Below are 22,328 nucleotides of genomic sequence, written 5' to 3'. Positions count from 1 at the left end.
ATTGACTCGCTTTAAAGAATGGATACTGACTTTTCTGTTCTATTTGTTTACAGTCTTATTCAGGATTTTTATTTAATAAATCAAGCATTGCCTTTGGATCAATCGCAGCTTGTTCAAGTGTTGGCTTATCTACTGTTTCAACAGGGGTCGAAGTTGGAGCTACTTCTTCATCCTTATCAAGTTCTTTTGCCAAAACTTCTTTGATAACAGTATGTGAATCACTTACATAGCTAGAGAATGGTTTCAATAGTTCATTCCATTCCTCACTCTTAACTTGCTCCAGTTGCGCTTCTAACATCAAACTTAAACGTTGGTGGAAGACACGTGTTTTTTTCTTCAAATCATCCGTTTCAGCAGCTAATTGACGGGCGCGATCTGTTGCATCAGTCAATATTTCTTTTGCTTTTTCTTCCGCAGATGTAATTAGATTACTTGAGCGCTTTTCAGCAGATGAAATCATTTCATTTGCTGTATTTTCAGCAGATGTAACAATCACTTCAGATTCTTTATTCGCACTCGTTTTCACTTTGTCTGCTGTATCTTGAGCAACGATAATCGATTGATTCAGCGCATCTTTTAATTCATTGAAATATTGTAATTTTTCTTCTGCATGTTTTAATGATTTTTCAAGTTCACGATTTTTTTGAAGTGCGTCTTCATAATCTTTCGTTACTTGATCTAAGAAATCATCGACATCGTCTTGATTGTACCCTCTCATTTTCGTAGAGAAATTCTTGTTTTGAATATCTAATGGAGTTAATGCCATATTCCTTCACCTCTTTGGATTATTTTCGTAGAACCCCCAATAACAAACGAAACTTGTCCTTTTTCGTCTTACCTTCTAACTCTTGAATTTGGACTCGCCCAAAACCTCTAATAGACACAATATCTAATAAGTCTACTAAAAAATCAGGTCTTACATTTTCCGTCCAATTCACTTTGACTTTTCCAGATTCGATCAACTGTTTCGATCTCTGTCTAGATATATTATATACGCTAGCAATCAAATTATCCAGACGTAAAGAACTTATTGTTGTTCGTTCATGCGTCCAATCGTCTTTTGGAATAATCATCTCAGTATATTTTCTACTTTCTAATCTTACCGATATCTTTCCTATTTTTTCTACCTGAGTCATGACAAAATTAGCTATTTCTTTAGCCACCAAAACTTGCCATCTCTGACCGTCAGAAATAATATCCCCGAAATATTCGCGTTTAATCCCTGTATTGACTAAAGTTCCTAGAATTTTTCCATGAGATAGCGTAGAAAATTTTATAGGATAAATGATTTCAACCAATTCTACCTCAAAATCATCTTGCTTCGTTTGATAATAATCAGGATAGATTAAACATCTTTTACGTTCAGCTTGCTCATATCCACCATAAAAATCAAACTTAAGCTCACTATTTTGTCGTATCAGCGTTTCTAAGATATATGCTTGTCTGGGATCTAAAAAGTCTGTTAAATAAGGTGCATACTGGCTTTCAACTTGTTCAAGCCAATCACCAACAGAATCAATAAAAGGATGCTCATCTTTGCGAAAATGTTGATACACATTTGCGTTCATAGATAAATCATCCTTTCTTTTATTAATACATGATTGATTGTAAAATTCTTCCTAGACCACTAGCTACTAAATTCAATACAATGATTGCAATCAGTACATTGAAACCAATCATGCCTATTCTTAAATTCAATCGATCAAATATACTTAGATATGGTTCGCAAATTCTTGCAATCAAGCGTCCAAATGTAGAATCATAAGCACCAGGGAACCAAGATAGCAATGCATAAATGATTAAAAGTCCTGTATAAATCTGAACACCTTTATAAAGTAGGAATATAAATAAAGCGATAATAATTACCTCCTGACTTAAAAATCAAATAATTGCTTTTTAGCTAATGATTGAGCTGTGGCACTATCGATTTCTATACTTGATGGCGTACAAAGAAAAATTTCATCCCCCACACGTTGAATGTCTCCATCCAAAGCGTAAACAGTCCCAGTAAGAAAGTCAACAATTCTTCTTGCTTGATTTTCTTCTACTAGATGAAAATTAATCAATACCGCATCACTTGCAATAATATGTTTTGCAATGTTCATTGCTTCAGAATAAACTCGTGGTTCAATAATAGTGATCTTACCTGGTCTACCTGAACTTTGTGTTTCTTGCGCACGTTTAGTATTTGAATTATTAGAACTACGCATGGAGACAACCTTTTTCTCATTAAATGCTGTTTCCTGACGGCTTTCTTTTTTATCTTGATGCGTTTCTGTTGAACGATAACGAGCAGATGGTTTTTCGGTTAAAGGCTCAGCTGTGGTAGGTCTTTGAACCTGAGCTGGCGCTTGTTGCCGAACCGTCTGTCTTGGTTGTTCATTCACAACCTTTTGCTCTTCATATTCATCATAATTATCATATTCATCTTCACCAGATAGTCCAAAAAAGCTCGATAACGCATTTTTACTAAAAATTGACATAGATTCCCCTCCTTTACGCACCTCTGAAAATTGCTGTTCCGATTCGTACAAAAGTTGCACCTTCTTCAATAGCAACAGGGAAATCATTACTCATTCCCATGCTAAGTTCTGTACACGGTGCATATGACAGATGATAATTATTTATCGCTGTTTGCAGTTCTTTTAGCTTTGAAAAAACTTCATGAAGTTCTTGATCAGATGCAGCAAGTGGTGCCATAGTCATTAATCCTACAACTTTTATCTTATCAAATGATGCTAATTGACGTATAAATTCAATTACTTCATCTGATTTAAAACCGTGCTTGCTTTCTTCCCCAGTAATATTGACTTCTACAAAACAGGAAATTTGCTTCTCTGCTCGTTTTTGAATTTCTTCAGCTAATTTTAAACTGTCTAAAGCATGAAAATAATCTATCTCGTTGATTATTAATTTTACCTTCCTACGCTGTAAATTACCAATCAAATGCCACTTAATAGACGAAAATTTTTCCAGTGCCATTTTTTTTTCGAGTAATTTATCTACTCGGTTTTCAGCCATATTCTCAATACCAAGTTCAGCTAGTTCCTTGGCTGTTTCATTTCCCACTGATTTGGTCACAGCAATCATAGTAATATCATTGTTTGACCGCTGAGCTTTTTTACATGCTAGCAGAATCTCTTGATTAATTTTTTCTAAATTTTCAACTAGCATGTGTAAAAATCGCTCCTATCTTTTTCTGCGGAAAAATGGTGGTGTGTTTAGTTCATCATCATTATTTTGTGATGGTTCTTCACGATGAAATGTTTCAAAATCTTTTTTCTCAACATTTTCAAATGTTGTATCTTCTACTTTAGGTCGCACGTTTTGTTCACGACGGATATCCCAGTCACCAAAAGCACTAGTCTCTTCTTGTGGTTGAGGCTGTGATGGTTTTGATTGTTCCATATCCAACACAGGTGCTTGTTGAACTGTTTGGATTTGAGCCGGTCTATTTTGACGTTGAGGTTTACGATCTTTTTTCGAAGGATCGATTCCTGTTGCAATAACCGTTACTCGGATTTCATCACCTAGGTCTTCATTGATAGAAGTACCTAAAATAATGTTTACATCTCCTGTTGCAGCACTTGTAACAATATCAGAAGCATCTTGCGCTTCAAACAAGGTCATATCTAAACCACCAGTGATGTTTAATAGGACTTGTTCAGCACCATCGATAGATGTTTCTAACAACGGAGATGAAATAGCCTTTTTAGTAGCTTCAATCACACGGTCTTCACCGCTAGCAACACCAATTCCCATTAAAGCTGTTCCTTGATTTTCCATAACAGTCTTCACATCAGCGAAGTCCAAGTTTACGTAACCAGGTGCTGTGATTAAATCTGAAATTCCTTGTACTCCTTGACGTAGTACATTATCCGCTTCACGGAATGCTTCAAGCATCGGTGTCTTCTTATCAACGACTTCTAATAGACGGTTGTTTGAAATAATCAGTAATGTGTCAACATTTTCTTTTAAAAGAGCAATTCCTTCTGCTGCAAAGCGGCCGCGTTTTGGTCCTTCAAAGCTAAATGGTCTTGTAACAACACCTACTGTCAATGCGCCCAATTCTTTAGCGATTTTAGCTACCACAGGAGCGGCACCCGTTCCTGTTCCACCACCCATACCAGCAGTGATAAAAATCATATCTGCGCCTTGTAAGGCATCAGAGATTACTTGTTCACTTTCTTCTGCTGACTTTTGGCCAACTTCAGGCTGTGATCCTGCACCTAAACCACGTGTATACTTAGGTCCAAGTTGAATCACTGTTTCTGCGTTTGAGTTTTTAAGGGCTTGAACATCTGTATTTGCAGCGATAAATTCAACGCCTTTGACGTTTTCTTCGATCATGCGGTTAACAGCATTTCCGCCGCCGCCGCCTACACCGATAACTTTGATGACAGCGCCATTGTTAATGTTATTGTCTAAAGAAAATTCCATAGTATCGTTTCCTCCTGTTTTAGTTGTTAGTCAAAAATGTTTGAAAAGAAGTCTTTAATCTTACCTGTGACTTTTTCGCCAGATTCATGTATATCAGAATCATCATAGTCTTCTTGTGGTACATCTGCATAAGTCGTTTCATAATTTACTTCTTGTTGGACAGCAATTGCCGGTTTTGATGATTTGATTTTCTCTCCTGGAATTGCACCTTTAGCAATATGATAGATGTCGTTTAGCTGTGCAGAATATTCCACAATACTAATCACATTCGTGAACACTGGATTACGTAATCCCATGTGATTTGGAACATATAGTTTAACACTTGCATCAAAAATTTCTTGTGCTAAATCAACAACACCTGGTAGGCTTGCGCCTCCACCAGTTAAAATCACACCACCAGGAAGTTCTAAAGCATCAATTTCGTCTAACACTTCTTTTGACTTCTTGAAGATTTGTTCAACTCTTGCTTCGATCACTTCTGAAAGGTATCGTTCATCAACTTTTACAGGTTCAGACTTACCGATCACATCAACTGGAAATTCTTCACTTACGGATGTTCTTTCAGGGAAAGCATCTCCATAATTGATCTTCAATGCTTCTGCGTTATTAAATGATGTATTCAATACAATAGAAACATCTTTAGTGACAAATTCTCCACCTTCTTGATTAACATGGGTAAACTTCAATTGTTTATCATGCATCACTGAAGTCGTTGTTTGTCCGCCACCCATATCGATGACGATTGTTCCAAAGTCTTTTTCTCCGTCTGAAAGGACTGTTTCAGTCAAAGCTAACGGCATAATAACTAATTCGTTTACTGTTAAACCAGCTTTTTCAACACATTTTCTAGTATTGTGAATAATCGTTTTCGGTCCTGTAAAGACAACACCAAACATTTCTAAACGAACGCCAATCATTCCTCTAGGATCTTTGATCCCTTCAAATCCATCTACCGTGAATTCTTGAGGTAAAATTGCTACGATTTGGCGTTCAGGAGGAGTTGAACGAACCAGAGCTGCCGATGCTACGTTTCTTACATCTTCATCAGTGATTTCTTTTGACTCACTACTTACAGCGATCATTCCTTGGCAATTCTCTACTTCAAGTAAGTTTGCTGGTAACCCCACATTCACACTTTTAATTTGAATTCCCGCTTTTTCTTCTGCTTGTCTTACTGCTCTTTGAATCGCGTTTACTGTTTTATCGATATCGACAATGATTCCTCGATTTAATCCATCAGATTTTGCGTTTCCTACGCCAATGATATTCATTTGACCTTCAATAAATTCAGCCACTACAACTTTTACTGATGTTGTACCAATATCAAGGCCTACATACATTCCTGTCTTTGCCATGAATGGGGTTCCTCCTCCTATTAATTCCAATATGTAAACAGACAAGAAATGCCCATTTGCATATATATTTTTTATGAATACTCACTTCTTTCAATTTTACCATAAACATGGGTCTTTTAGAAAGCAGATTCTACTATTTTATTCTTTTATTTTCATTAACTTTATTCTACAGGCTGTGAAGATTCTTCTACACTTTCTTCAGTCGCACCATTATCGAAAGGATATGAAAAAATTCCAACTTCCATATCAATCGTTCCAGGCTTATCTAATTGGCCTGCTATCCTCTCGTAATACGCCATTTTCTCTACTAATTGAGAAATATTGACAATCACTATATTCGTATCTTTCATGTGAAGATTGATTAATTCTTTATTAGAATTTGATGGCGCATAACGAATTTCAGAAATATTTTGTTTCAAATTTTCGGGAAGTTTCTTATAAGAATTCATTAAGTTTTGGATCGTTGACTGATCTTGGAAATTTTGGAATACAGGCATACCACTTTCTGGTGCTGCCATTTCTTCAGGTAAAACTTTTCCGTTTTCCAAAATTGGGTGATAGACGCCACTAACAGATTCTAATGCCACCACTTTGTATTCATCAATTTTTATATTGAATGAATTAATGCCACTCAAAGCAATAGATGCTTTTTTTACTCGAGGTAATTGCCGCTTAATCTTTTGTTCGTAAATTTTTCGATCGCCAAATTGTTCCCATAAACTTTTTCCTGACTCAAGTTTGGATTGCGTAATGATTTTTTGGCTATCTACAGAATTATTCCCTGTAACTGTGACTTTCCCTAACTTACTAAGGGGTGAAACAAAATAAAGCACAATTATGATTGCAATTAAAAAGACAGAAACGATCAACGTGAGACGACGATACAGACGCTTATTTCTAACTTTTTTTATTTTTGGTAAGCGGTCTGCAAAAGATTCGTAAGTACTTTTTAGCTTCTCTTGGTCTTCAGGATTATCTGTGGTAATCTCTTGATCTTCCGACTCTGTTGTTCTTTCTTCAACCTCTGGATCTTCTTGCTCTTCTTTTTCTCCATCTACTACAGATGGGCTCCAAGCTGGTTGATCCCCCTGGGTTTTCAAGTATTCTAGATTTTCTTTTTGCCAAGGTGTTAGCGATTGTTCTTCTGGTTGTTCATTGGAATTGATACTTTTTTCCACTTTTTTTTCAGGATTTTCCTTTTTCTTACTAATCTTTCACACCCCCTATCAAGTGATGTCTCTTACCACTTTGTAAAGTCGATCACTTGCGTCTGGAATCCCTTCATGTTTTGAAGCGTCAGCCATTTGCTGGTGTCGTTTTTCATCTAATAAAATCTCGTCAATGGCTTTCACTAGCGAATGACCTGTCAGTTCTTGATCAGTAATCATTTCAACTGCGCCAGACTTTACTAAGCTTTGTGCATTTTTTGTTTGATGATCATTTGTGACATACGGACTAGGAATTAAAATTGCTGGTAATCCTAGTGCAGTAAACTCTGCAATAGATGTTGCTCCTGCTCGTCCAACCATCAAATCCGCGGAAGCTAAAACTTCTGCCATTTTATCAATATAAGGCTGAATGCTGATGTTTGTCAATTTTTTTTCGATAAGATTTAATTTTTCTTGTAATTCTTTATAATATCGATCTCCAGAAGCATAAAGAACTTGATATTCTTTTTGTTCAAAGAGAGGTAAAGCTTCAATAAATGCTTGATTGATTTTTAACGCACCACGACTACCACCGAAAATAACGACTGTTTTCCTATCTGGATCTAGTGAGTACTCACTTAAAACTTGTGTTTTTTCAATTGTTACTACTTCTTGTGCTCTTGGATTTCCTGTTAAAACTACTTTTTCTTTTGGAAAATACTCTGCCACATCTGGGAAACAAATAGCAACCTTCGTCGCATATCTACTTAAAAATTTATTTGTCATTCCTGGAATACTGTTTTGTTCGTGTATAATTGTAGGGATTTTCAATTGTTTTGCGGCATATACCACAGAACCTGATACATAACCACCCGTTCCAATCACAACATCTGGTTGAAATTCTCGAATAATCTTCTTTGCTTTGCCAATACTATTAAGAAAAAGATAGACTGTTTTGAGATTTTCTGGACTTAATGATCTACGAAACCCTTGAATTTTAATCGTTTTAAACGGAATGTCATATTTAGGGACAATTTGGTTTTCTAAACCATTTTCAGTGCCTACATACATAAACTCAGTAGCAGGTTCTACTTTTTTCATGTGGTTCACAAAAGCCAAGGCTGGATAGATATGACCACCTGTTCCGCCGCCTGTAATTAATATTTTCATAATTCGCTCACTTTTCTATGTCTTTTAACTGATTCATCGTTTGAATAAATGCATCTCCACGGATTTCAAAATTAGGATATTGATCCCAACTTGCACATGCGGGCGATAATAGAATAGTATCATTTTTTTCAGAAAAATCATAGGCATCACGTACGGCCGTTTCAACATTTTCAGTTAAATATATTGTTTGTATTCCAGCCTCTGCTGCTGCCTCTTGTAATTTTTCTTTCGTTTCACCAAAAAGAATGATTGCTTTGATTCCTTTTAACGAGGGGATCAATTCGTCAAAGTTGTTTCCTCGATCCAAACCACCTGCTAACAAAATAAGGGATGAATGATCAAAACCACTTAAAGCCATTTCAGTGGCTAGTATATTCGTTGCTTTTGAATCATTATAAAATTTGCGTCCAGCAACTTCCCCTATATATTGTGTGCGGTGCGGTACACCTGTAAAGATCATCAATGTTTGCCTGATTGCTTCGTTTGACACACCTTTTAATTTTGCTACAGCAATTGCTGCCAAGGCATTTTCAATATTATGGCTGCCAGGAACGCCCAGTTCATTTCCTAACATTATGTACTCATCTTTATAATAAATTTTATCTTCGAAAAGATAAGCTCCAGCTACTTTTTCTTTTGTTGAAAAAGGAACAATTGAAGCGTTAGTTGTTCGACTTAACTCCTGTAACTCTGGTTGATTCCAATTCAATACAAGATAATTATTCGCTTGCATATTTTTTTGTATCGCCCATTTTGCTTTAACATATTCTGCTCTTGACCCATGATAATCTAGATGAGCTTCATAAATATTAGTGATTACAGCAATTTGTGGACAAAATGATTGAATCCCCATCAATTGAAAACTAGATAATTCCATCACAATATCATCCGATGCTTCTGCTTTTTCAGCCACTTCACTTGCAGGATAACCAATATTTCCAGCTAAACGAGCTGTACCTATTTTTCGATTAGCATTCAAAAGTAAGCCAAGCATTGTCGTTGTTGTTGTTTTTCCATTCGTTCCTGTAATACCTATGATTGGACAATCAGCAATTTGATATGCTAATTCAACGTCTGTAATAACAGGCAAATTCATTGTTAAAGCTTTTTCCACTAAAGGATTTGTATAAGGAATACCTGGATTTTTTACAATCAAAGAAAAATCTTCATCTAAAAGTTCGATTGGGTGTCCACCCGTAACAACACGAATACCCAAGGTTAATAAATCTTGGGCTTCTGGGTTTTGATCAAATTGTTTAAAGTCATTGACTGTCACTAATGCACCTAATTCGTGAAGTAACTTTGCAGCACCAACGCCGCTTTTGGCTAGTCCAAGAACAAGGACTTTTTTATTTTGATAATCTGTAATTTTTTTCATTATAAATTCTCCTTATCTTATAGAAAAGCTGAACAAAGCGACTAACCCCGGAATCAATCAAACATGCTTTCATTTCATGTTAAATTGATCTAATTTTTCAAAAGTTGCTTTCTCTTATCTGGCATATTAGAAATACAAAATCCACAACGTAATACCTGAGCAAATCGCCCCTGTTAGCCAAAAAACAATATCTATTTTCCATTCAGACCAGCCACACATTTCAAAATGATGATGGATAGGCGACATTTTAAAAATCCGCTTGCCAAATAATTTAAATGATGTTACTTGCAAAATAACACTTGCCGTTTCACAGACATAAACAAGTCCTATCAAAAGTAAGGTCCATTCTTGACGAAGGATAATAGAAATGGCCGCTAATAAACCGCCTAAAGCAAGCGAACCTACATCTCCCATAAAAATTCTAGCTGGTTTTTTATTGTATGGAAAGAAACCTAGTAAGCCACCAATAACGCTTAAACATACAATCACAACATCAAACTGTTTTTGATACCAAGCAATAATTGCATATGTAGCAAATGAAATAGTTCCCAAACCAGCGACTAACCCATCAATTCCATCGGTAAGATTCACTGCATTGGAAAAGCCAACCAACCAAAAAATGATGAATACACCATAAAAAATACCTAAAGGTAAAGTAACTACACCAAATAAATCAAGCGAATCAGGTAAACCTTCTGAGCGATAGACAAAATAAAAAACCACTCCGCCAATAATTTGTCCGATTAATTTTTGACGAGAATTCAAGCCCATATTTCTTTTTTTAAAGACTTTAATAAAATCATCTAGAAAACCCAGCAATCCATAAAGTACCAATATAAACAAAATAATTAGTAAAGAAGGAGTAAGAGCTTGTTTCCATAATCCCACCAATAATGAAGTAATCAAGCTGGCAACCAGAAAAACTAGACCACCCATTGTCGGTGTTCCTGTTTTTACATTGTGCCAAGTTGGACCATCTTCACGTGTTGTTTGACCTTGTTTTTTCATTTGGAAATAGCCAATAAACATCGGCATGATTGTCACTGTTATAGCAAAACTAACGACTATAGGGATAAAAATTTGTGTCCACTCCATGATATCTCTCCTAATTATTCAACTCTTATTGACTTATTTTGCAACTTCTACACCAGCATTTGGATCAGTGTCCATTGAATCCATTACGACTTGCATCAATGGATTAGCAACTCTTGCAAGCGCCTCTCTCGTGTATGTTTGAGGTTTTTTCATTGTTAGATATAAAATATACTCAGGGTTGTCAGCTGGTACCATTTCAACCACTGAATAAGTATAATCTGTGAGTCCGGCCATATAACCATTCTCCCCAGTAATTTGAGCAGTCCCTGTTTTGGCTGAAACATGGTAACCTGGAACTTTGTATACATCATAAGCAATACCGTAATTAGGATCTTCAACTGTATCAATCATATACGTACGAATATCACTTGCTGCTTGTGGTGTTATTACAGGCTGTCCTACTTTTTGCGCTTGAGTGACTTTCTCTTCCCCTGTATTTTTATCCACAATTTTACTAATATATTGAGGTTTGATCATCGATCCATCATTTGCGATTGCTGTATATGCCTGCATCATTTGGAAATCTGTTACAGAAACAGCTTGTCCAAAGGAAGACATTGCCTGATCGACCCAGTTATCACCTGGAAGTTCTCCTGCAGATTCGCCCGCTAAACCAGAATTTGTTGATTTACCAAAACCAAATTTCTCCAAATACTCTTTCCATTTATCGCCACCCATTTGTTGTTCTAAGGTAAGCATCCCCACATTACTCGACCAAGAAATGGCTTGTCGGAAAGTTAATGGTCCCACTGCACCATAATCGTGATCATTCACTGTTCTATCATCTAATTTATATCCACCTGCTGGATAAACGAATGTGGCATTAGGATTGAACTTACCCTCTTGAATTGCTGCGGCTGCAGTGAAAAGCTTCATCGTAGAACCTGGTTCAAATTTGTCTTCTACTAATATATTACGCCACGGAGTATCTTTTCCTAAGCCTTCTTTTGTTTCTGGGTTAAAAGAAGGTCGTTGTGACATCGCAAGAATCTCTCCTGTTTTGGCTTTCATCAACATCGCTGTCATATTTTCCGGCTTAAATTCTTCTACTACTGGATCCAGTAGCGTTTCTAATCGGCTTTGAATCCGACTATCTAAGGTTGTATAGATATCTTTACCATCAACCGCTTTTTTTTCACTGGCAACTGTTCCAGGCAAAGGATTACCATAGACATCTTTTTCGTAATCAATTTTCCCATCTTGTCCACTTAGAACATCATTATAGGATTCTTCTAGGCCCATTTTCCCAACCAAACCTTTTGAATCATCAGATGCATCTGCCATATCTGTATAGCCAATGAAATGAGAAGAAAATATACCATTAGGGTAAATTCTAGCTGGATGTCCTTCAAAATACAGACCCGCTACTTTATTCTTTTTAAGCTCTTCTTCAATTTTTTGTCTAGTTTCTAAAGTAATATTTTTACCTTTAGTCCCAAACTCAACTTGAAACTTCACTGTACCATCATCATTGATGCCACTATTTAAGAATTTTAATGCTTCATCTTTCGATAATTCAGTATTTCGATCTAATATTTCAGCCAAAAGTTGAAAATCTTTTTTTTGTGCATATAATTTTTTATTTTCTTCACCTAGATAAGTCTCTGATAAAATAGCATATATAGAATATGATGTAGCATCTTCTGCAATCACTTCACCGTTACGGTCTAAAATGGCTCCTCTTTTTGCCTTAACCACATCGCTTCCTTGGTAAAGGTTTGCTGTTTTTTCTGGCAATGAAACTCCTGCAACTTTTCCCACAGCCACAATATAGGTTAATCTAAAGGCAAATAAAAAGAACAATCCAATACTCGTAGCAAATAAAATAATGCCTACTTTTTTACGATTGTTCATTGGATTTAAGTTCTTCTTTTTGACAAAATTCTTTATTTTATTTTTTATGCTCATTTATTTCACTTTCCTTATATTATCAAGGTTATCTGAAAGTCCTTTACTTTTCGCAACTTCTTTGATGCGATCTGCTTTTGATAATTCATTTTTTTGTTGTTCTAATTTTAAGGCTGATTCTTCCTTAGCTTGAATCGTTGCTTGCGTTTCAGTAATTTCATTTGTCATCTGCGTAATTGATGTACGTACTTGAATGGTGAGAATTGCTATTCCAATAATCGCTACTAACAGTAAAAAGCCGATTGTTTTTTCCAAAAGTGAGATATTTCTCAACTTCCTTTTCGGAGATTGGGGTAAATTTACATTTTTTTGAACTTTGGGTTCATTTACTGGCTCTGTGAATGGTTCATCCATTAATGGAATATCATATTGAAAATCATCCACTTTTTTTAGTTCAGCCATGTCGTTACCCCTTTCTCTATGTGTTTAGTTTAACTTTTTCGGCAATTCTTAATTTAGCACTTCTTGAGCGATTATTCTCAGCCAATTCAGTCTCACCTGGTAAAATTGGTTTTCTTGTAATTACTTTTAGCTCTGGTTGAAATTCTTCTGGGACTATCGGAAGCCCCTGAGGCAAATCTTGCATAGTACTATATTCTTTAAATATATTCTTAACAATTCGATCTTCTAATGAATGGAAAGTAATCACACTCAGACGACCACTTTTTTTCAACAAAGCGATTGCTTGTTCTAAGGATTCTTCAACTACACCTAGCTCATCATTTACTGCAATACGAATGGCTTGAAAAATCCGTTTTGCTGGATGCCCACCTTTGCGTCTAGCAGGTGCTGGGATAGCGGACTTGATGATTTCTACTAATTCACCAGTCGTTTCAATAGGTGCTTTTTCGCGTATCCGTTCGATCTCTCTAGCTACTTGCTTAGAGAATTTCTCCTCGCCATAGCGAAAGAAAATCTTCACTAACTCGTGATAACTATACTCATTAACTACGTCATACGCAGAAAATGGTGCCTCCTGATCCATCCTCATATCCAGCGGCGCATCTTGATGATAACTAAATCCCCGTTCTGCTTCATCTAACTGCGGAGATGAAACACCTAAATCATATAAAATACCATCAACTTGATAAATATCATATTTACTTAACTCTTGTTTTAAATATCGAAAATTTGACTTAACAAACGTTACCATGCCTTTATCGACATATTTTTTTAAACGTTTTGCTGCAAAATCCAATGCTTTTTGGTCTTGATCAAATGCGTACAAGTGTCCTTGTTCACTCAATTGTGAGAGTAAATACTCACTATGACCTGCGCCACCTAATGTACAATCTACATAGATACCGTCTTCTTTCACCTGTAAGCCGTCAACTGTCTCTTTTAGTAAAACAGTATAATGTTGAAAGTCCTTTGTCATAATGCTCCTCTTCCTAAAAACCAAAATCAATCATTGTTTCTGCAATATCATCAAAATTTTCTTCTGCTTCGGTAGAAAATTCTTGCCAACGTGCTTCATCCCAAATCTCAATTCGATTTGAAACACCGATGATCACGCAAGCTTTCTCTAAACTACCGTGAGTTCTTAACGCAACAGGAATGTTAATCCTACCTTGTTTATCAATCTCACATTCTGTAGCAGCCGAGTAAAAAAAGCGGACAAATGTACGAGCATCCTTCTTAGCTAGAGGCATTTCCTTTAACTTCTCCTCTAGTTGCTCCCATTCGGACATTGGATAACCAAATAAACAGCCATCCATTCCTCTAGTCACCACAAATTTCTCACCTAAAAGATCACGAAATTTAGCTGGTACAATGAGTCGGCCTTTGGCATCTATATTATGTTGAAATTCACCCATAAACATAGCCAATTTTCCCCACTTTTCCACTTGATAGAAACAGTCTACCACATCCTACCACTTTCTACCACCAAAAACGGTAAATCTTCTACCATTTAATAGTTATTTAAAAAGTTTGTAATATTTAAAAGAAAGATTATCCCTTCAAAAAAAGCGGTATCAATACCTATTTAATAGATTTTAAGAAGATTTTATTTTGTCTTTTCTATATTTATTTTCTAATGAAATTATTACAAAAGAAAATGGTGGTAGAAAGTGGTGGGGATCACCTTTCACCACCTTTATTTTTAAGAAAGATAATGAACGATATTCAACAGTATAAGTACAACATATAAAATAAAACTTAAAAGAAAGACTAACCGCCAAAACATTTTGAAATACCGACCGTAAAGAATTTCTCCATAATAATAGGCTTGAAATACAGCCACACATATTCCTAATAATAAAACTGAGATAATCATGTAAGGGACAATGGATTGTCCATAGCTGTCTTTTGACAATTCATTTAACCCTATAAATAAAAACGGAATCGAAATATCCGGCGCTTTTACTTTATAACGTTCTGTTAATGAGAACGTTGAAATAATAAAATTACAAGCAAATAAAACAATTACTGGAAATACATACCAAAAAAGCATAATGACTGAAAACGACACCATTTCCTAACAATTCCTTTCGTAACACACTTAGTTAACTATACTTTATTTTCTTTACATTGATGTTTCAGTTCGTTTAAAAGTTCATGCCTAAATAATACCAAGTTACAAGGGTTTTATTCCCCAAAAACACTTGAACTCAATTATAATAGGAATTATAATTACCCAAAAGAATGAGGTGGCATTTTTGATCAATTATTTAAAAATAGAAAATGGACAATTTACTCCATCAACGTCAGATACAGAAGACACAATCTGGCTTGCTGTTGAAAAACCAACAGAAGAAGAAATCAATCAATTAGTCACAACTTACAAACTTCCTAAAGATTATATCACAGGTGTGCTGGATGATGATGAAAATTCTCGTTTTGAAGGTCTTCATCAAAATACTTTAGAACAACCAGCTCTGATGTTGGTCCAATATCCCCACGCTACAGTTAGTCCTAGTGGTTATACACAATTAGATACTTTTCCATTTGCAGTTATTTTAACAACAAACGGAAAAGTGATTACTGTGATCAATAACTCTGCTGATTTTTTAAAAAAAGCTCTAGCCAACCCGATACCAGATAGTAAGCTACCTGTTCAAGAAATGTTGATTTTGTATCTTTCATGGCATATTTCAACTTGTTATAATCGATTTTTAAAAGAATTAATTACAGAAACGAACAAGTTAGAGGGTGAGCTCAAAGTTTCTACTGAAAATAGTCAACTTTATCAGATCATGGATATTCAAAAAAGTTTAGTTTATTTTGAATCTGCCATCAATTCCAATTTAGAGGTACTGAATATGCTTTATAATGCTAAAATTTTTAGCAACCCTAGGGCGCATCTACCCCATCTTCATGATATTCTGGTCGAAACAAAACAAGCTGCAACAACAACAAAGATTCAGCTAAAACTCGTTGATAAAATCAGCGACACTTTCTCAGCAATCGTTTCGAACAATTTGAATAATGTTATGAAAATCCTAACTTCCTTAACAATTGTTTTAACGATCCCTACCATTATTGGTGGAATCTTTGGAATGAATGTCAAACTTCCATTCGCAAATCGGGAAGATGCTTTTTTTTGGATCTTCATTGTCACTACAGGTACTTGCATTTTTGTGATCCGAAGACTAAAAAAACGGAACCTTTTGTAAAATTTTTGGTTGCCGATTCAAGAAAAACGATGTAAACTAAAGAAAGTAAAGTATAAGGATGTGTAATCATTGAACGATAAAAAATCAAGTACTTTTTCAAAAGTCACTAAAGTCGTTGTTTGGTTGATGCTAATTGCCATTGCTGGCTCAACAATTTTAACAGCTGTCATGAGCATGAGATAAACCAGAACAAGATAATCATACATGATTAAATGAGAAAGTAAATTACTTTTATCATGGCTATACTGTAAAAAACAAAGATGAGAACAAAACAGCATAATTGTTTTGTTCTCATCTTTTATTATTTATTCTTAATCCGATAGATTATTCATTTATGCTCTCTTTACATTAATTCTCTGACCGTTCTAAATCTAGTCAATTTTGTTTGATCAAATAATTTTTGGATACGATCGGCGAACCTTCAGCATCTAAAAAATCTAGTCTTAAATCTTTATCAGAAACAGTCTTATAAATCGTAGCCATGGGAATACTTTTCCCTGTTACTTGCTCTTTTTTAGATTCTTCTGAGAGCCTTTTTATTTGCTCATTAAGCTCTGGATGATCAATAACCAAAGTTTCCATGTCTTCATTTGTAGATGCTTGATTGGCAAGAAGATGTTTTTCAAAAGCCTCTTGACCTGTCTTGATTATATCTGTTTTATTAGTGAAGGTGTAGAAAACAGCTAAATAGGTTGTCCCTTCTTCAGATTTAACAACGTCTGATCCAGTCAATTTGACTTCAAAATCAGGACCAACAAAATTTTCATTGTTGACCGAAAAAGAATTATCAGCTGATGCATAATTATTTTCAGATACTGCTTTTTTGCCCTTTTGTTCTTGCACTTCTTTATTTTCAGTTGCCTTATCCTCTTTTTTACCATTACATCCCGTTAGTAGTATACAACTGCTCAGTATTGTTAACTTTATCAGGCTCTTTTTCATTTTACTTCTCTCCTATTCAATTTGCTTCAATCGACCTAGTTCATTCGTTTTATAATCCCAACTATATGGACGAGGCTCTTTTTCTTCTTCACCAGTAGATGCTTTCCCCATCTTAGGTGAGATGAAGATTGTTATCCAGTATTCACTTGATTTGTTGTAATCAACTGTAACAGGTTCAGTTTTTATCATTTCGGTAGTATTAGTGGAAGAGTGTTTATTTTCCAGATTTGTATCATCCGTTGTTGTAATAGCTCCATGATAACTATAATATTCTGGTATTACATCTACCACTTGAAGCTTGTCCACTCCAATCGGAATTTGCACTGTTTTAAAAAGTTCTTTCGAAATTTCTGTTGGCTTATCTTTCACTGTTGAGTTGGTGACTAACTGATATGCGTTTATTATGCTACCAGAACTTTTCACTTGATTAAGAGTGAAATAGCCAAGACTCGGAACAACCAAAGCATCATGTGGCTTTAAGACAACTTGGCGTAAATGAAGCCGTGTTGGTCTGTTTTCAACCTGATATGAGGTTACTTTTCCATGAATTATATTTACTGATACCCAGGTATTTTTTATAATTTGATAGCCAGGCGGCGGTGTTGTTTCCTTTACATAATAAGTTCCTGTTTTTAAAGTAGGAATTATTATTTTTCCTGATGCGTCAGTCTTCTGGTTTTTATATAGAATATTCGTTCCTTTTTCATCACTTGCTATATCAAAGATAGCTCCTTCAAGTTTCTGATTTTTATTTTCTTCGTTCACCTTTACAATTTCAAGTCCACCTTTGTGACGAGCGTTTTCAAACACTACTGGTTGGGTCGTTTCTCCTACTTTCAACGTCACCACTTTGCTTGCTGGATTCGCAAGATCATAATTTGTTGGTGCGGATATTTCATGGATGCGATAATCACCTGCCGGTAGATAGCCTGTCGTTACCGTGCCATTACTTCCTGTTTTTATGCTTTTTACTACTTCTTGACCCGTACTGTTCGTTACTCGATATTCCGCCCCTGCTAGTACTGCTTTGCTTTCTTTGTCGATTTTTTTGATTACGATTCGCCCTTGGCGTGTATTCGTAAATGTCATCGTCGCCGTTTGTCCTTTGACAACTTCTATCGTTCGGTTATTTCCTTCTACTGGAATTGAAACATGACCCGCTGGCGCTGCACTTTCTGTTACTGTATATTTTCCTGTCGGAAGATTTGTTAGCGTGTACACACCTTCGGCGTTGGTTTGACCACTTCCTACTTGGCTTCCTGAAGCGTTTTTTACGATATACTTAGCGTTGGCTAGTCTTTTTTTCGTGTCGTCCTGTTTGATGATTTGTAGACCACCTTTTTGCCGTGTGTTTTCAAACACTACTGGTTGAGTCGTTTCTCCTACTTTCAACGTCACTTTTTGGCTCTTCGGTGAGGATAAATCATAATTAACTGGGGCAGCGGTTTCCTCTATCGTATAACTACCAGCGGTTAAATAACCCGACGTCACTTGACCAGTGCTTCCCGTTTTTAGCCTTGTTCCTACTTCTTGACCTGCACTGTTTAGTACTCGAAACTCCGCCCCTGCTAGTACTGCTTTGCTTTCTTTATCGATTTTTTTAATTACGATTCGCCCTTGGCGTGTATTCGTAAATGTCATCGTCGCCGTTTGTCCTTTGACAACTTCTATCGTTCGGTTATTTCCTTCTACTGGACTTGAAACATGACCCGCTGGCGCTGCACTTTCTGTTACTGTATATTTTCCCGTCGGAAGATTCGTTAGCGTGTATACACCTTCGGCGTTGGTTTGACCACTTCCTACTTGACTTCCTGAAGCATTTTTCACGATATACTTAGCGTTGGCTAATCTTTTTTTCGTGTCGTCCTGTTTGATGATTTGTAGACCACCTTTTTGCCGTGTGTTTTCAAACACTACTGGTTGAGTCGTTTCTCCTACTTTCAACGTCACTTTTTGGCTCTTCGGTGAGGATAAATCATAATTAACTGGGGCAGCGGTTTCCTCTATCGTATAACTACCAGCGGTTAAATAACCCGACGTCACTTGACCAGTGCTTCCTGTTTTTAGCCTTGTTCCTACTTCTTGACCTGCACTGTTTAGTACTCGAAACTCCGCCCCTGCTAGTACTGCTTTTGTTTCTTTATCGATTTTTTTAATTACGATTCGCCCTTGGCGTGTATTCGTAAATGTCATCGTCGCCGTTTGTCCTTTGACAACTTCTATCGTTCGGTTATTTCCTTCTACTGGAATTGAAACATGACCCGCTGGCGCTGCACTTTCTGTTACTGTATATTTTCCTGTCGGAAGATTTGTTAGCGTGTACACACCTTCGGCGTTGGTTTGACCACTTCCTACTTGGCTTCCTGAAGCATTTTTCACGATATACTTAGCATTGGCTAGTCTTTTTTTCGTGTCGTCCTGTTTGATGATTTGTAAACCACCTTTTTGCCGTGTGTTTTCAAACACTACTGGTTGAGTCGTTTCTCCTACTTTCAACGTCACTTTTTGGCTCTTCGGTGAGGATAAATCATAATTAACTGGGGCAGCGGTTTCTTCTATCGTATAACTACCGGCGGTTAAATAACCCGACGTCACTTGACCAGTGCTTCCCGTTTTTAGCCTTGTTCCTACTTCTTGACCTGCACTGTTTAGTACTCGAAACTCCGCCCCTGCTAGTACTGCTTTTGTTTCTTTATCGATTTTTTTAATTACGATTCGTCCTTGGCGTGTATTCGTAAATGTCATCGTCGCCGTTTGTCCTTTGACAACTTCTATCATTCGGTTATTTCCTTCTACTGGACTTGAAACATGACCCGCTGGCGCTGCACTTTCTGTTACTGTATATTTTCCCGTCGGAAGATTTGTTAGCGTGTATACACCTTCGGCGTTGGTTTGACCACTTCCTACTTGACTTCCTGAAGCATTTTTCACGATATACTTAGCGTTGGCTAGTCTTTTTTTCGTGTCGTCCTGTTTGATGATTTGTAGACCACCTTTTTGCCGTGTGTTTTCAAACACTACTGGTTGAGTCGTTTCTCCTACTTTCAACGTCACTTTTTGGCTCTTCGGTGAGGACAAATCATAATTAACTGGGGCAGCGGTTTCTTCTATCGTATAACTACCGGCGGTTAAATAACCCGACGTCACTTGACCAGTGCTTCCCGTTTTTAGCCTTGTTCCTACTTCTTGACCTGCACTGTTTAGTACTCGAAACTCCGCCCCTGCTAGTACTGCTTTTGTTTCTTTATCGATTTTTTTAATTACGATTCGTCCTTGGCGATCATTTTTAAATTCTACTGGAACTATTTGATTATTTTTTATCGTTACCTTTTTAGTAGCTGTTGAAGCAGGCTTAGGAAGATCATGACCGTCAGGTGCTTTAGTTTCAGTAACTGTATAATCACCTATTGGTAAATCAGCACTTACATATGTGCCATCACTTCCTGTAATTGCTACAGCATTTGATACAACTATAGTCCCTTTAGCATCTCTGATCTGATATTTAGCTCCAGCTTTTAGCTCTCCTAAGTCATTTTTTTTAATAATTTTTATTTTTCCTACCATTTCAGGAATAATAGTTACAATATTCGAATAATTTTCATAAATCATATCAACAAAATTTAAATCTTTATAGACAATTTTTGCTCCGTTATCTATCCTTAAATATCCTTTTGAGTTTTCATATCTATCTTGGTGGGTTAATCTAACTTTAAAAGAAAACGTTACACTTTTTCCGATGTCAATTTTCAAAATTTTTGGCATAGTAACAAGCCTTGTATTTCTATTATATGTCGCACCTGCCGGTAATGTTTTTTCATCCACTTCCAAATAGTTGGGTATTTCATCTGTTATCCAAATATCTGTCGCAGCCATTTCTCCTTGGTTTTTCGCAGTAAGCTTATACGTAAATAGATTCGATGGTCGCCCTGTTGCAACTTTCATTCCATTCACTGTTTTATCCAATGTTATAAATGATGGATTAGTGAATTTAATATCATCCAAATAATTTCCATTCACTTGGTTGTTATTCCAAGTCTTTGCCGCATAAAAACCAAAAGTCGTGGAAGTTTGCCCATTTGGAATTACATAGCTCCCTTTATGCTCTTTCCAATTAGCCTCCTTGCCATGACTCCACTCTAAATCATCAGTATAATATTTTTGATCATAATTTGAATCCTTCACTTCAGGTGTAGGACCAAATTGAACGCCTAAAGTATCGCCATTGCCCATCCCTGCTTTTTGACCAGTATGCGATAATGACCATCTCGTTTTGATTCCAGGTGTTGTCAGAACTGTTTGATACAACTTAGTAAAATAACTAGCATTTAGTTCTACAAATTGTCTACCTTGTGGAGATGGTATAAGCCTACCCGCATATGCGGATTCTCCAGAAACCAATGATCTATTTTTCATAAATTCAATTGATTTAGCTCGTAGTTCTGTTGGATCAACTCCATGTTGTAGAACAAGTGGACGCCAACCAATTCTTTCTCTTCCAAACACTGGTGAATCATAAGTAATATAAACCTTATATATCTGAGAAGTCGGTGTTGGATTTGATGACCACGGTATGTTAACCAATCCTAAATTATTTTTTAAAGCAGGTAAATTATTCCAATCATCATCCGATAACGCAGGATATTCAAAACCACCGTTTACAAGATTAATATTGGTCGGTTTCTGCTTCTGTTCCCCAACTGTACTTGTTGTATCCGCTTCGTTAGGAACACTATAAGTTTCAAGTCGTTGCTTACTAGAGAAATTCAAGTTCAAAATTTCATTTAATTGATTATTAACATTTTGGTAATGAATAGACTTTGTTTCACCTTCAATAATATCCTTAGAAAATGTATTGATAGCGATTTTTATAACCCTAAATTCCTTTGAACTCATAAAGTTTGGTACTACTTTAGAAATATCTAAAGTTAGCAAACTAGATAATTTATCAAAGGTCACTCCAACATTACCATCATTAAGTTGTTCTATTACTTCAATTGGAACATTCAAATATTCATCTAACTTCAACTTTATTACTTTTTCGTTTGGATCTTCAACCACAAGATCTAAATAGTATTCATAGCCACTATGAGCTTTCAATAAATTCAATTTATGTTGGGCTCCGTCTATAAAATAAGGTGTTTTATCTAATAAACTTTGTTCTTCGTTAAAATTCATATTATTATTTTTCAATTCCTCTGCCTTTATATGAACTATTTTAGAAGTAAAAAAAACAAAAAATAGAAAGCAAATTATATAGAATATCATCCATTTTTTT

General features: G+C 36.0%; 20 protein-coding genes. 2 read left to right on the top strand and 18 right to left on the bottom strand.

The window, feature by feature from the left end; genetic code table 11:
• Positions 1–55: 55 nt before the first annotated feature.
• The 16 genes from A5880_RS12240 to A5880_RS12165 form a co-directional block, all read right to left on the bottom strand.
• Positions 56–766, bottom strand: coding sequence for a DivIVA domain-containing protein (locus A5880_RS12240; protein ID WP_086329311.1), 711 nt, complete (start codon positions 764–766; stop codon positions 56–58).
• A gap of 19 nt (positions 767–785) precedes the next feature.
• Positions 786–1,568, bottom strand: coding sequence for a YlmH family RNA-binding protein (locus tag A5880_RS12235; protein WP_086329310.1), 783 nt, complete (start codon positions 1,566–1,568; stop codon positions 786–788).
• A 22-nt stretch (positions 1,569–1,590) separates the two neighbouring features.
• Positions 1,591–1,863, bottom strand: coding sequence for a YggT family protein (locus A5880_RS12230; RefSeq protein ID WP_179190391.1), 273 nt, complete (start codon positions 1,861–1,863; stop codon positions 1,591–1,593).
• An 11-nt stretch (positions 1,864–1,874) separates the two neighbouring features.
• Positions 1,875–2,483 (bottom strand): cell division protein SepF, encoded by a 609-nt coding sequence (locus A5880_RS12225; protein ID WP_086329308.1) that lies wholly within the window; start codon positions 2,481–2,483, stop codon positions 1,875–1,877.
• A 13-nt stretch (positions 2,484–2,496) separates the two neighbouring features.
• A complete protein-coding gene (locus A5880_RS12220; protein WP_086329307.1) occupies positions 2,497–3,174 on the bottom strand; it encodes a YggS family pyridoxal phosphate-dependent enzyme in 678 nt (225 codons plus the stop codon).
• A 15-nt stretch (positions 3,175–3,189) separates the two neighbouring features.
• On the bottom strand, positions 3,190–4,440 hold the full coding sequence (ftsZ, locus tag A5880_RS12215; protein WP_086329306.1) for a cell division protein FtsZ: 1,251 nt from the start codon (positions 4,438–4,440) through the stop codon (positions 3,190–3,192).
• A gap of 26 nt (positions 4,441–4,466) precedes the next feature.
• Positions 4,467–5,795: a cell division protein FtsA gene (gene ftsA, locus A5880_RS12210; RefSeq protein ID WP_086329305.1), complete on the bottom strand. Its 1,329-nt coding sequence runs from the start codon at positions 5,793–5,795 to the stop codon at positions 4,467–4,469.
• A 161-nt stretch (positions 5,796–5,956) separates the two neighbouring features.
• Positions 5,957–6,973, bottom strand: a complete 1,017-nt coding sequence (locus tag A5880_RS12205) for a cell division protein FtsQ/DivIB (RefSeq protein ID WP_256924771.1) — start codon at positions 6,971–6,973, stop codon at positions 5,957–5,959.
• 48 nt (positions 6,974–7,021) lie between these two features.
• A complete protein-coding gene (gene murG / locus A5880_RS12200) occupies positions 7,022–8,113 on the bottom strand; it encodes an undecaprenyldiphospho-muramoylpentapeptide beta-N-acetylglucosaminyltransferase (protein ID WP_086329304.1) in 1,092 nt (363 codons plus the stop codon).
• Between the two features lie 7 nt (positions 8,114–8,120).
• A complete protein-coding gene (gene murD / locus A5880_RS12195) occupies positions 8,121–9,491 on the bottom strand; it encodes a UDP-N-acetylmuramoyl-L-alanine--D-glutamate ligase (RefSeq protein ID WP_086329303.1) in 1,371 nt (456 codons plus the stop codon).
• Positions 9,492–9,617: 126 nt separating this feature from the next.
• Positions 9,618–10,586: a phospho-N-acetylmuramoyl-pentapeptide-transferase gene (gene mraY / locus A5880_RS12190; RefSeq protein ID WP_086329302.1), complete on the bottom strand. Its 969-nt coding sequence runs from the start codon at positions 10,584–10,586 to the stop codon at positions 9,618–9,620.
• A 33-nt stretch (positions 10,587–10,619) separates the two neighbouring features.
• Positions 10,620–12,494, bottom strand: a complete 1,875-nt coding sequence (locus tag A5880_RS12185; protein WP_086329301.1) for a peptidoglycan D,D-transpeptidase FtsI family protein — start codon at positions 12,492–12,494, stop codon at positions 10,620–10,622.
• The gene (gene ftsL / locus A5880_RS12180; protein ID WP_086329300.1) at positions 12,495–12,896 is read right to left on the bottom strand and encodes a cell division protein FtsL; all 402 of its coding nucleotides are present in this window, start codon (positions 12,894–12,896) and stop codon (positions 12,495–12,497) included.
• Positions 12,897–12,912: 16 nt separating this feature from the next.
• Entirely contained in the window at positions 12,913–13,872 is a 960-nt protein-coding gene (gene rsmH, locus A5880_RS12175) for a 16S rRNA (cytosine(1402)-N(4))-methyltransferase RsmH (protein ID WP_179190338.1), read from the bottom strand.
• 13 nt (positions 13,873–13,885) lie between these two features.
• A complete protein-coding gene (mraZ, locus tag A5880_RS12170) occupies positions 13,886–14,317 on the bottom strand; it encodes a division/cell wall cluster transcriptional repressor MraZ (protein WP_086330293.1) in 432 nt (143 codons plus the stop codon).
• A 281-nt stretch (positions 14,318–14,598) separates the two neighbouring features.
• Positions 14,599–14,970, bottom strand: coding sequence for a DUF3397 domain-containing protein (locus tag A5880_RS12165; protein ID WP_086329299.1), 372 nt, complete (start codon positions 14,968–14,970; stop codon positions 14,599–14,601).
• Positions 14,971–15,154: 184 nt separating this feature from the next.
• On the opposite strand from A5880_RS12165, the gene A5880_RS12160 reads away from it, so the two are divergent.
• A complete protein-coding gene (locus A5880_RS12160) occupies positions 15,155–16,111 on the top strand; it encodes a magnesium transporter CorA family protein (RefSeq protein WP_086329298.1) in 957 nt (318 codons plus the stop codon).
• Between the two features lie 69 nt (positions 16,112–16,180).
• Positions 16,181–16,294, top strand: a complete 114-nt coding sequence (locus tag A5880_RS12155) for a DUF4044 domain-containing protein (protein ID WP_086329297.1) — start codon at positions 16,181–16,183, stop codon at positions 16,292–16,294.
• 192 nt (positions 16,295–16,486) lie between these two features.
• Here A5880_RS12155 and A5880_RS12150 read toward each other — a convergent pair whose 3' ends face one another.
• Positions 16,487–17,053, bottom strand: coding sequence for a DUF5067 domain-containing protein (locus A5880_RS12150; protein ID WP_086329296.1), 567 nt, complete (start codon positions 17,051–17,053; stop codon positions 16,487–16,489).
• A gap of 12 nt (positions 17,054–17,065) precedes the next feature.
• Positions 17,066–22,243, bottom strand: a complete 5,178-nt coding sequence (locus A5880_RS12145) for a SpaA isopeptide-forming pilin-related protein (protein ID WP_336577151.1) — start codon at positions 22,241–22,243, stop codon at positions 17,066–17,068.
• Positions 22,244–22,328: the final 85 nt, after the last annotated feature.

Source organism: Enterococcus sp. 4G2_DIV0659 (assembly GCF_002140715.2).
Lineage (GTDB): Bacteria > Bacillota > Bacilli > Lactobacillales > Enterococcaceae > Enterococcus_L > Enterococcus_L mansonii.
Note: the sequence above shows the minus strand (reverse complement) of the source record. Positions and strands in the feature narration are given on the sequence as shown.

What these genes read in the sequence shown, in the direction of transcription:
- A5880_RS12240 (WP_086329311.1), bottom strand. Translation starts at nt 766, where the DNA reads ATGGCATTAACTCCATTAGATATTCAAAACAAGAATTTCTCTACGAAA.
- A5880_RS12235 (WP_086329310.1), bottom strand. Translation starts at nt 1,568, where the DNA reads ATGAACGCAAATGTGTATCAACATTTTCGCAAAGATGAGCATCCTTTT.
- A5880_RS12225 (WP_086329308.1), bottom strand. Translation starts at nt 2,483, where the DNA reads ATGTCAATTTTTAGTAAAAATGCGTTATCGAGCTTTTTTGGACTATCT.
- A5880_RS12220 (WP_086329307.1), bottom strand. Translation starts at nt 3,174, where the DNA reads ATGCTAGTTGAAAATTTAGAAAAAATTAATCAAGAGATTCTGCTAGCA.
- ftsZ (WP_086329306.1), bottom strand. Translation starts at nt 4,440, where the DNA reads ATGGAATTTTCTTTAGACAATAACATTAACAATGGCGCTGTCATCAAA.
- ftsA (WP_086329305.1), bottom strand. Translation starts at nt 5,795, where the DNA reads ATGGCAAAGACAGGAATGTATGTAGGCCTTGATATTGGTACAACATCA.
- murG (WP_086329304.1), bottom strand. Translation starts at nt 8,113, where the DNA reads ATGAAAATATTAATTACAGGCGGCGGAACAGGTGGTCATATCTATCCA.
- murD (WP_086329303.1), bottom strand. Translation starts at nt 9,491, where the DNA reads ATGAAAAAAATTACAGATTATCAAAATAAAAAAGTCCTTGTTCTTGGA.
- mraY (WP_086329302.1), bottom strand. Translation starts at nt 10,586, where the DNA reads ATGGAGTGGACACAAATTTTTATCCCTATAGTCGTTAGTTTTGCTATA.
- A5880_RS12185 (WP_086329301.1), bottom strand. Translation starts at nt 12,494, where the DNA reads ATGAGCATAAAAAATAAAATAAAGAATTTTGTCAAAAAGAAGAACTTA.
- ftsL (WP_086329300.1), bottom strand. Translation starts at nt 12,896, where the DNA reads ATGGCTGAACTAAAAAAAGTGGATGATTTTCAATATGATATTCCATTA.
- rsmH (WP_179190338.1), bottom strand. Translation starts at nt 13,872, where the DNA reads ATGACAAAGGACTTTCAACATTATACTGTTTTACTAAAAGAGACAGTT.
- mraZ (WP_086330293.1), bottom strand. Translation starts at nt 14,317, where the DNA reads ATGTTTATGGGTGAATTTCAACATAATATAGATGCCAAAGGCCGACTC.
- A5880_RS12165 (WP_086329299.1), bottom strand. Translation starts at nt 14,970, where the DNA reads ATGGTGTCGTTTTCAGTCATTATGCTTTTTTGGTATGTATTTCCAGTA.
- A5880_RS12150 (WP_086329296.1), bottom strand. Translation starts at nt 17,053, where the DNA reads ATGAAAAAGAGCCTGATAAAGTTAACAATACTGAGCAGTTGTATACTA.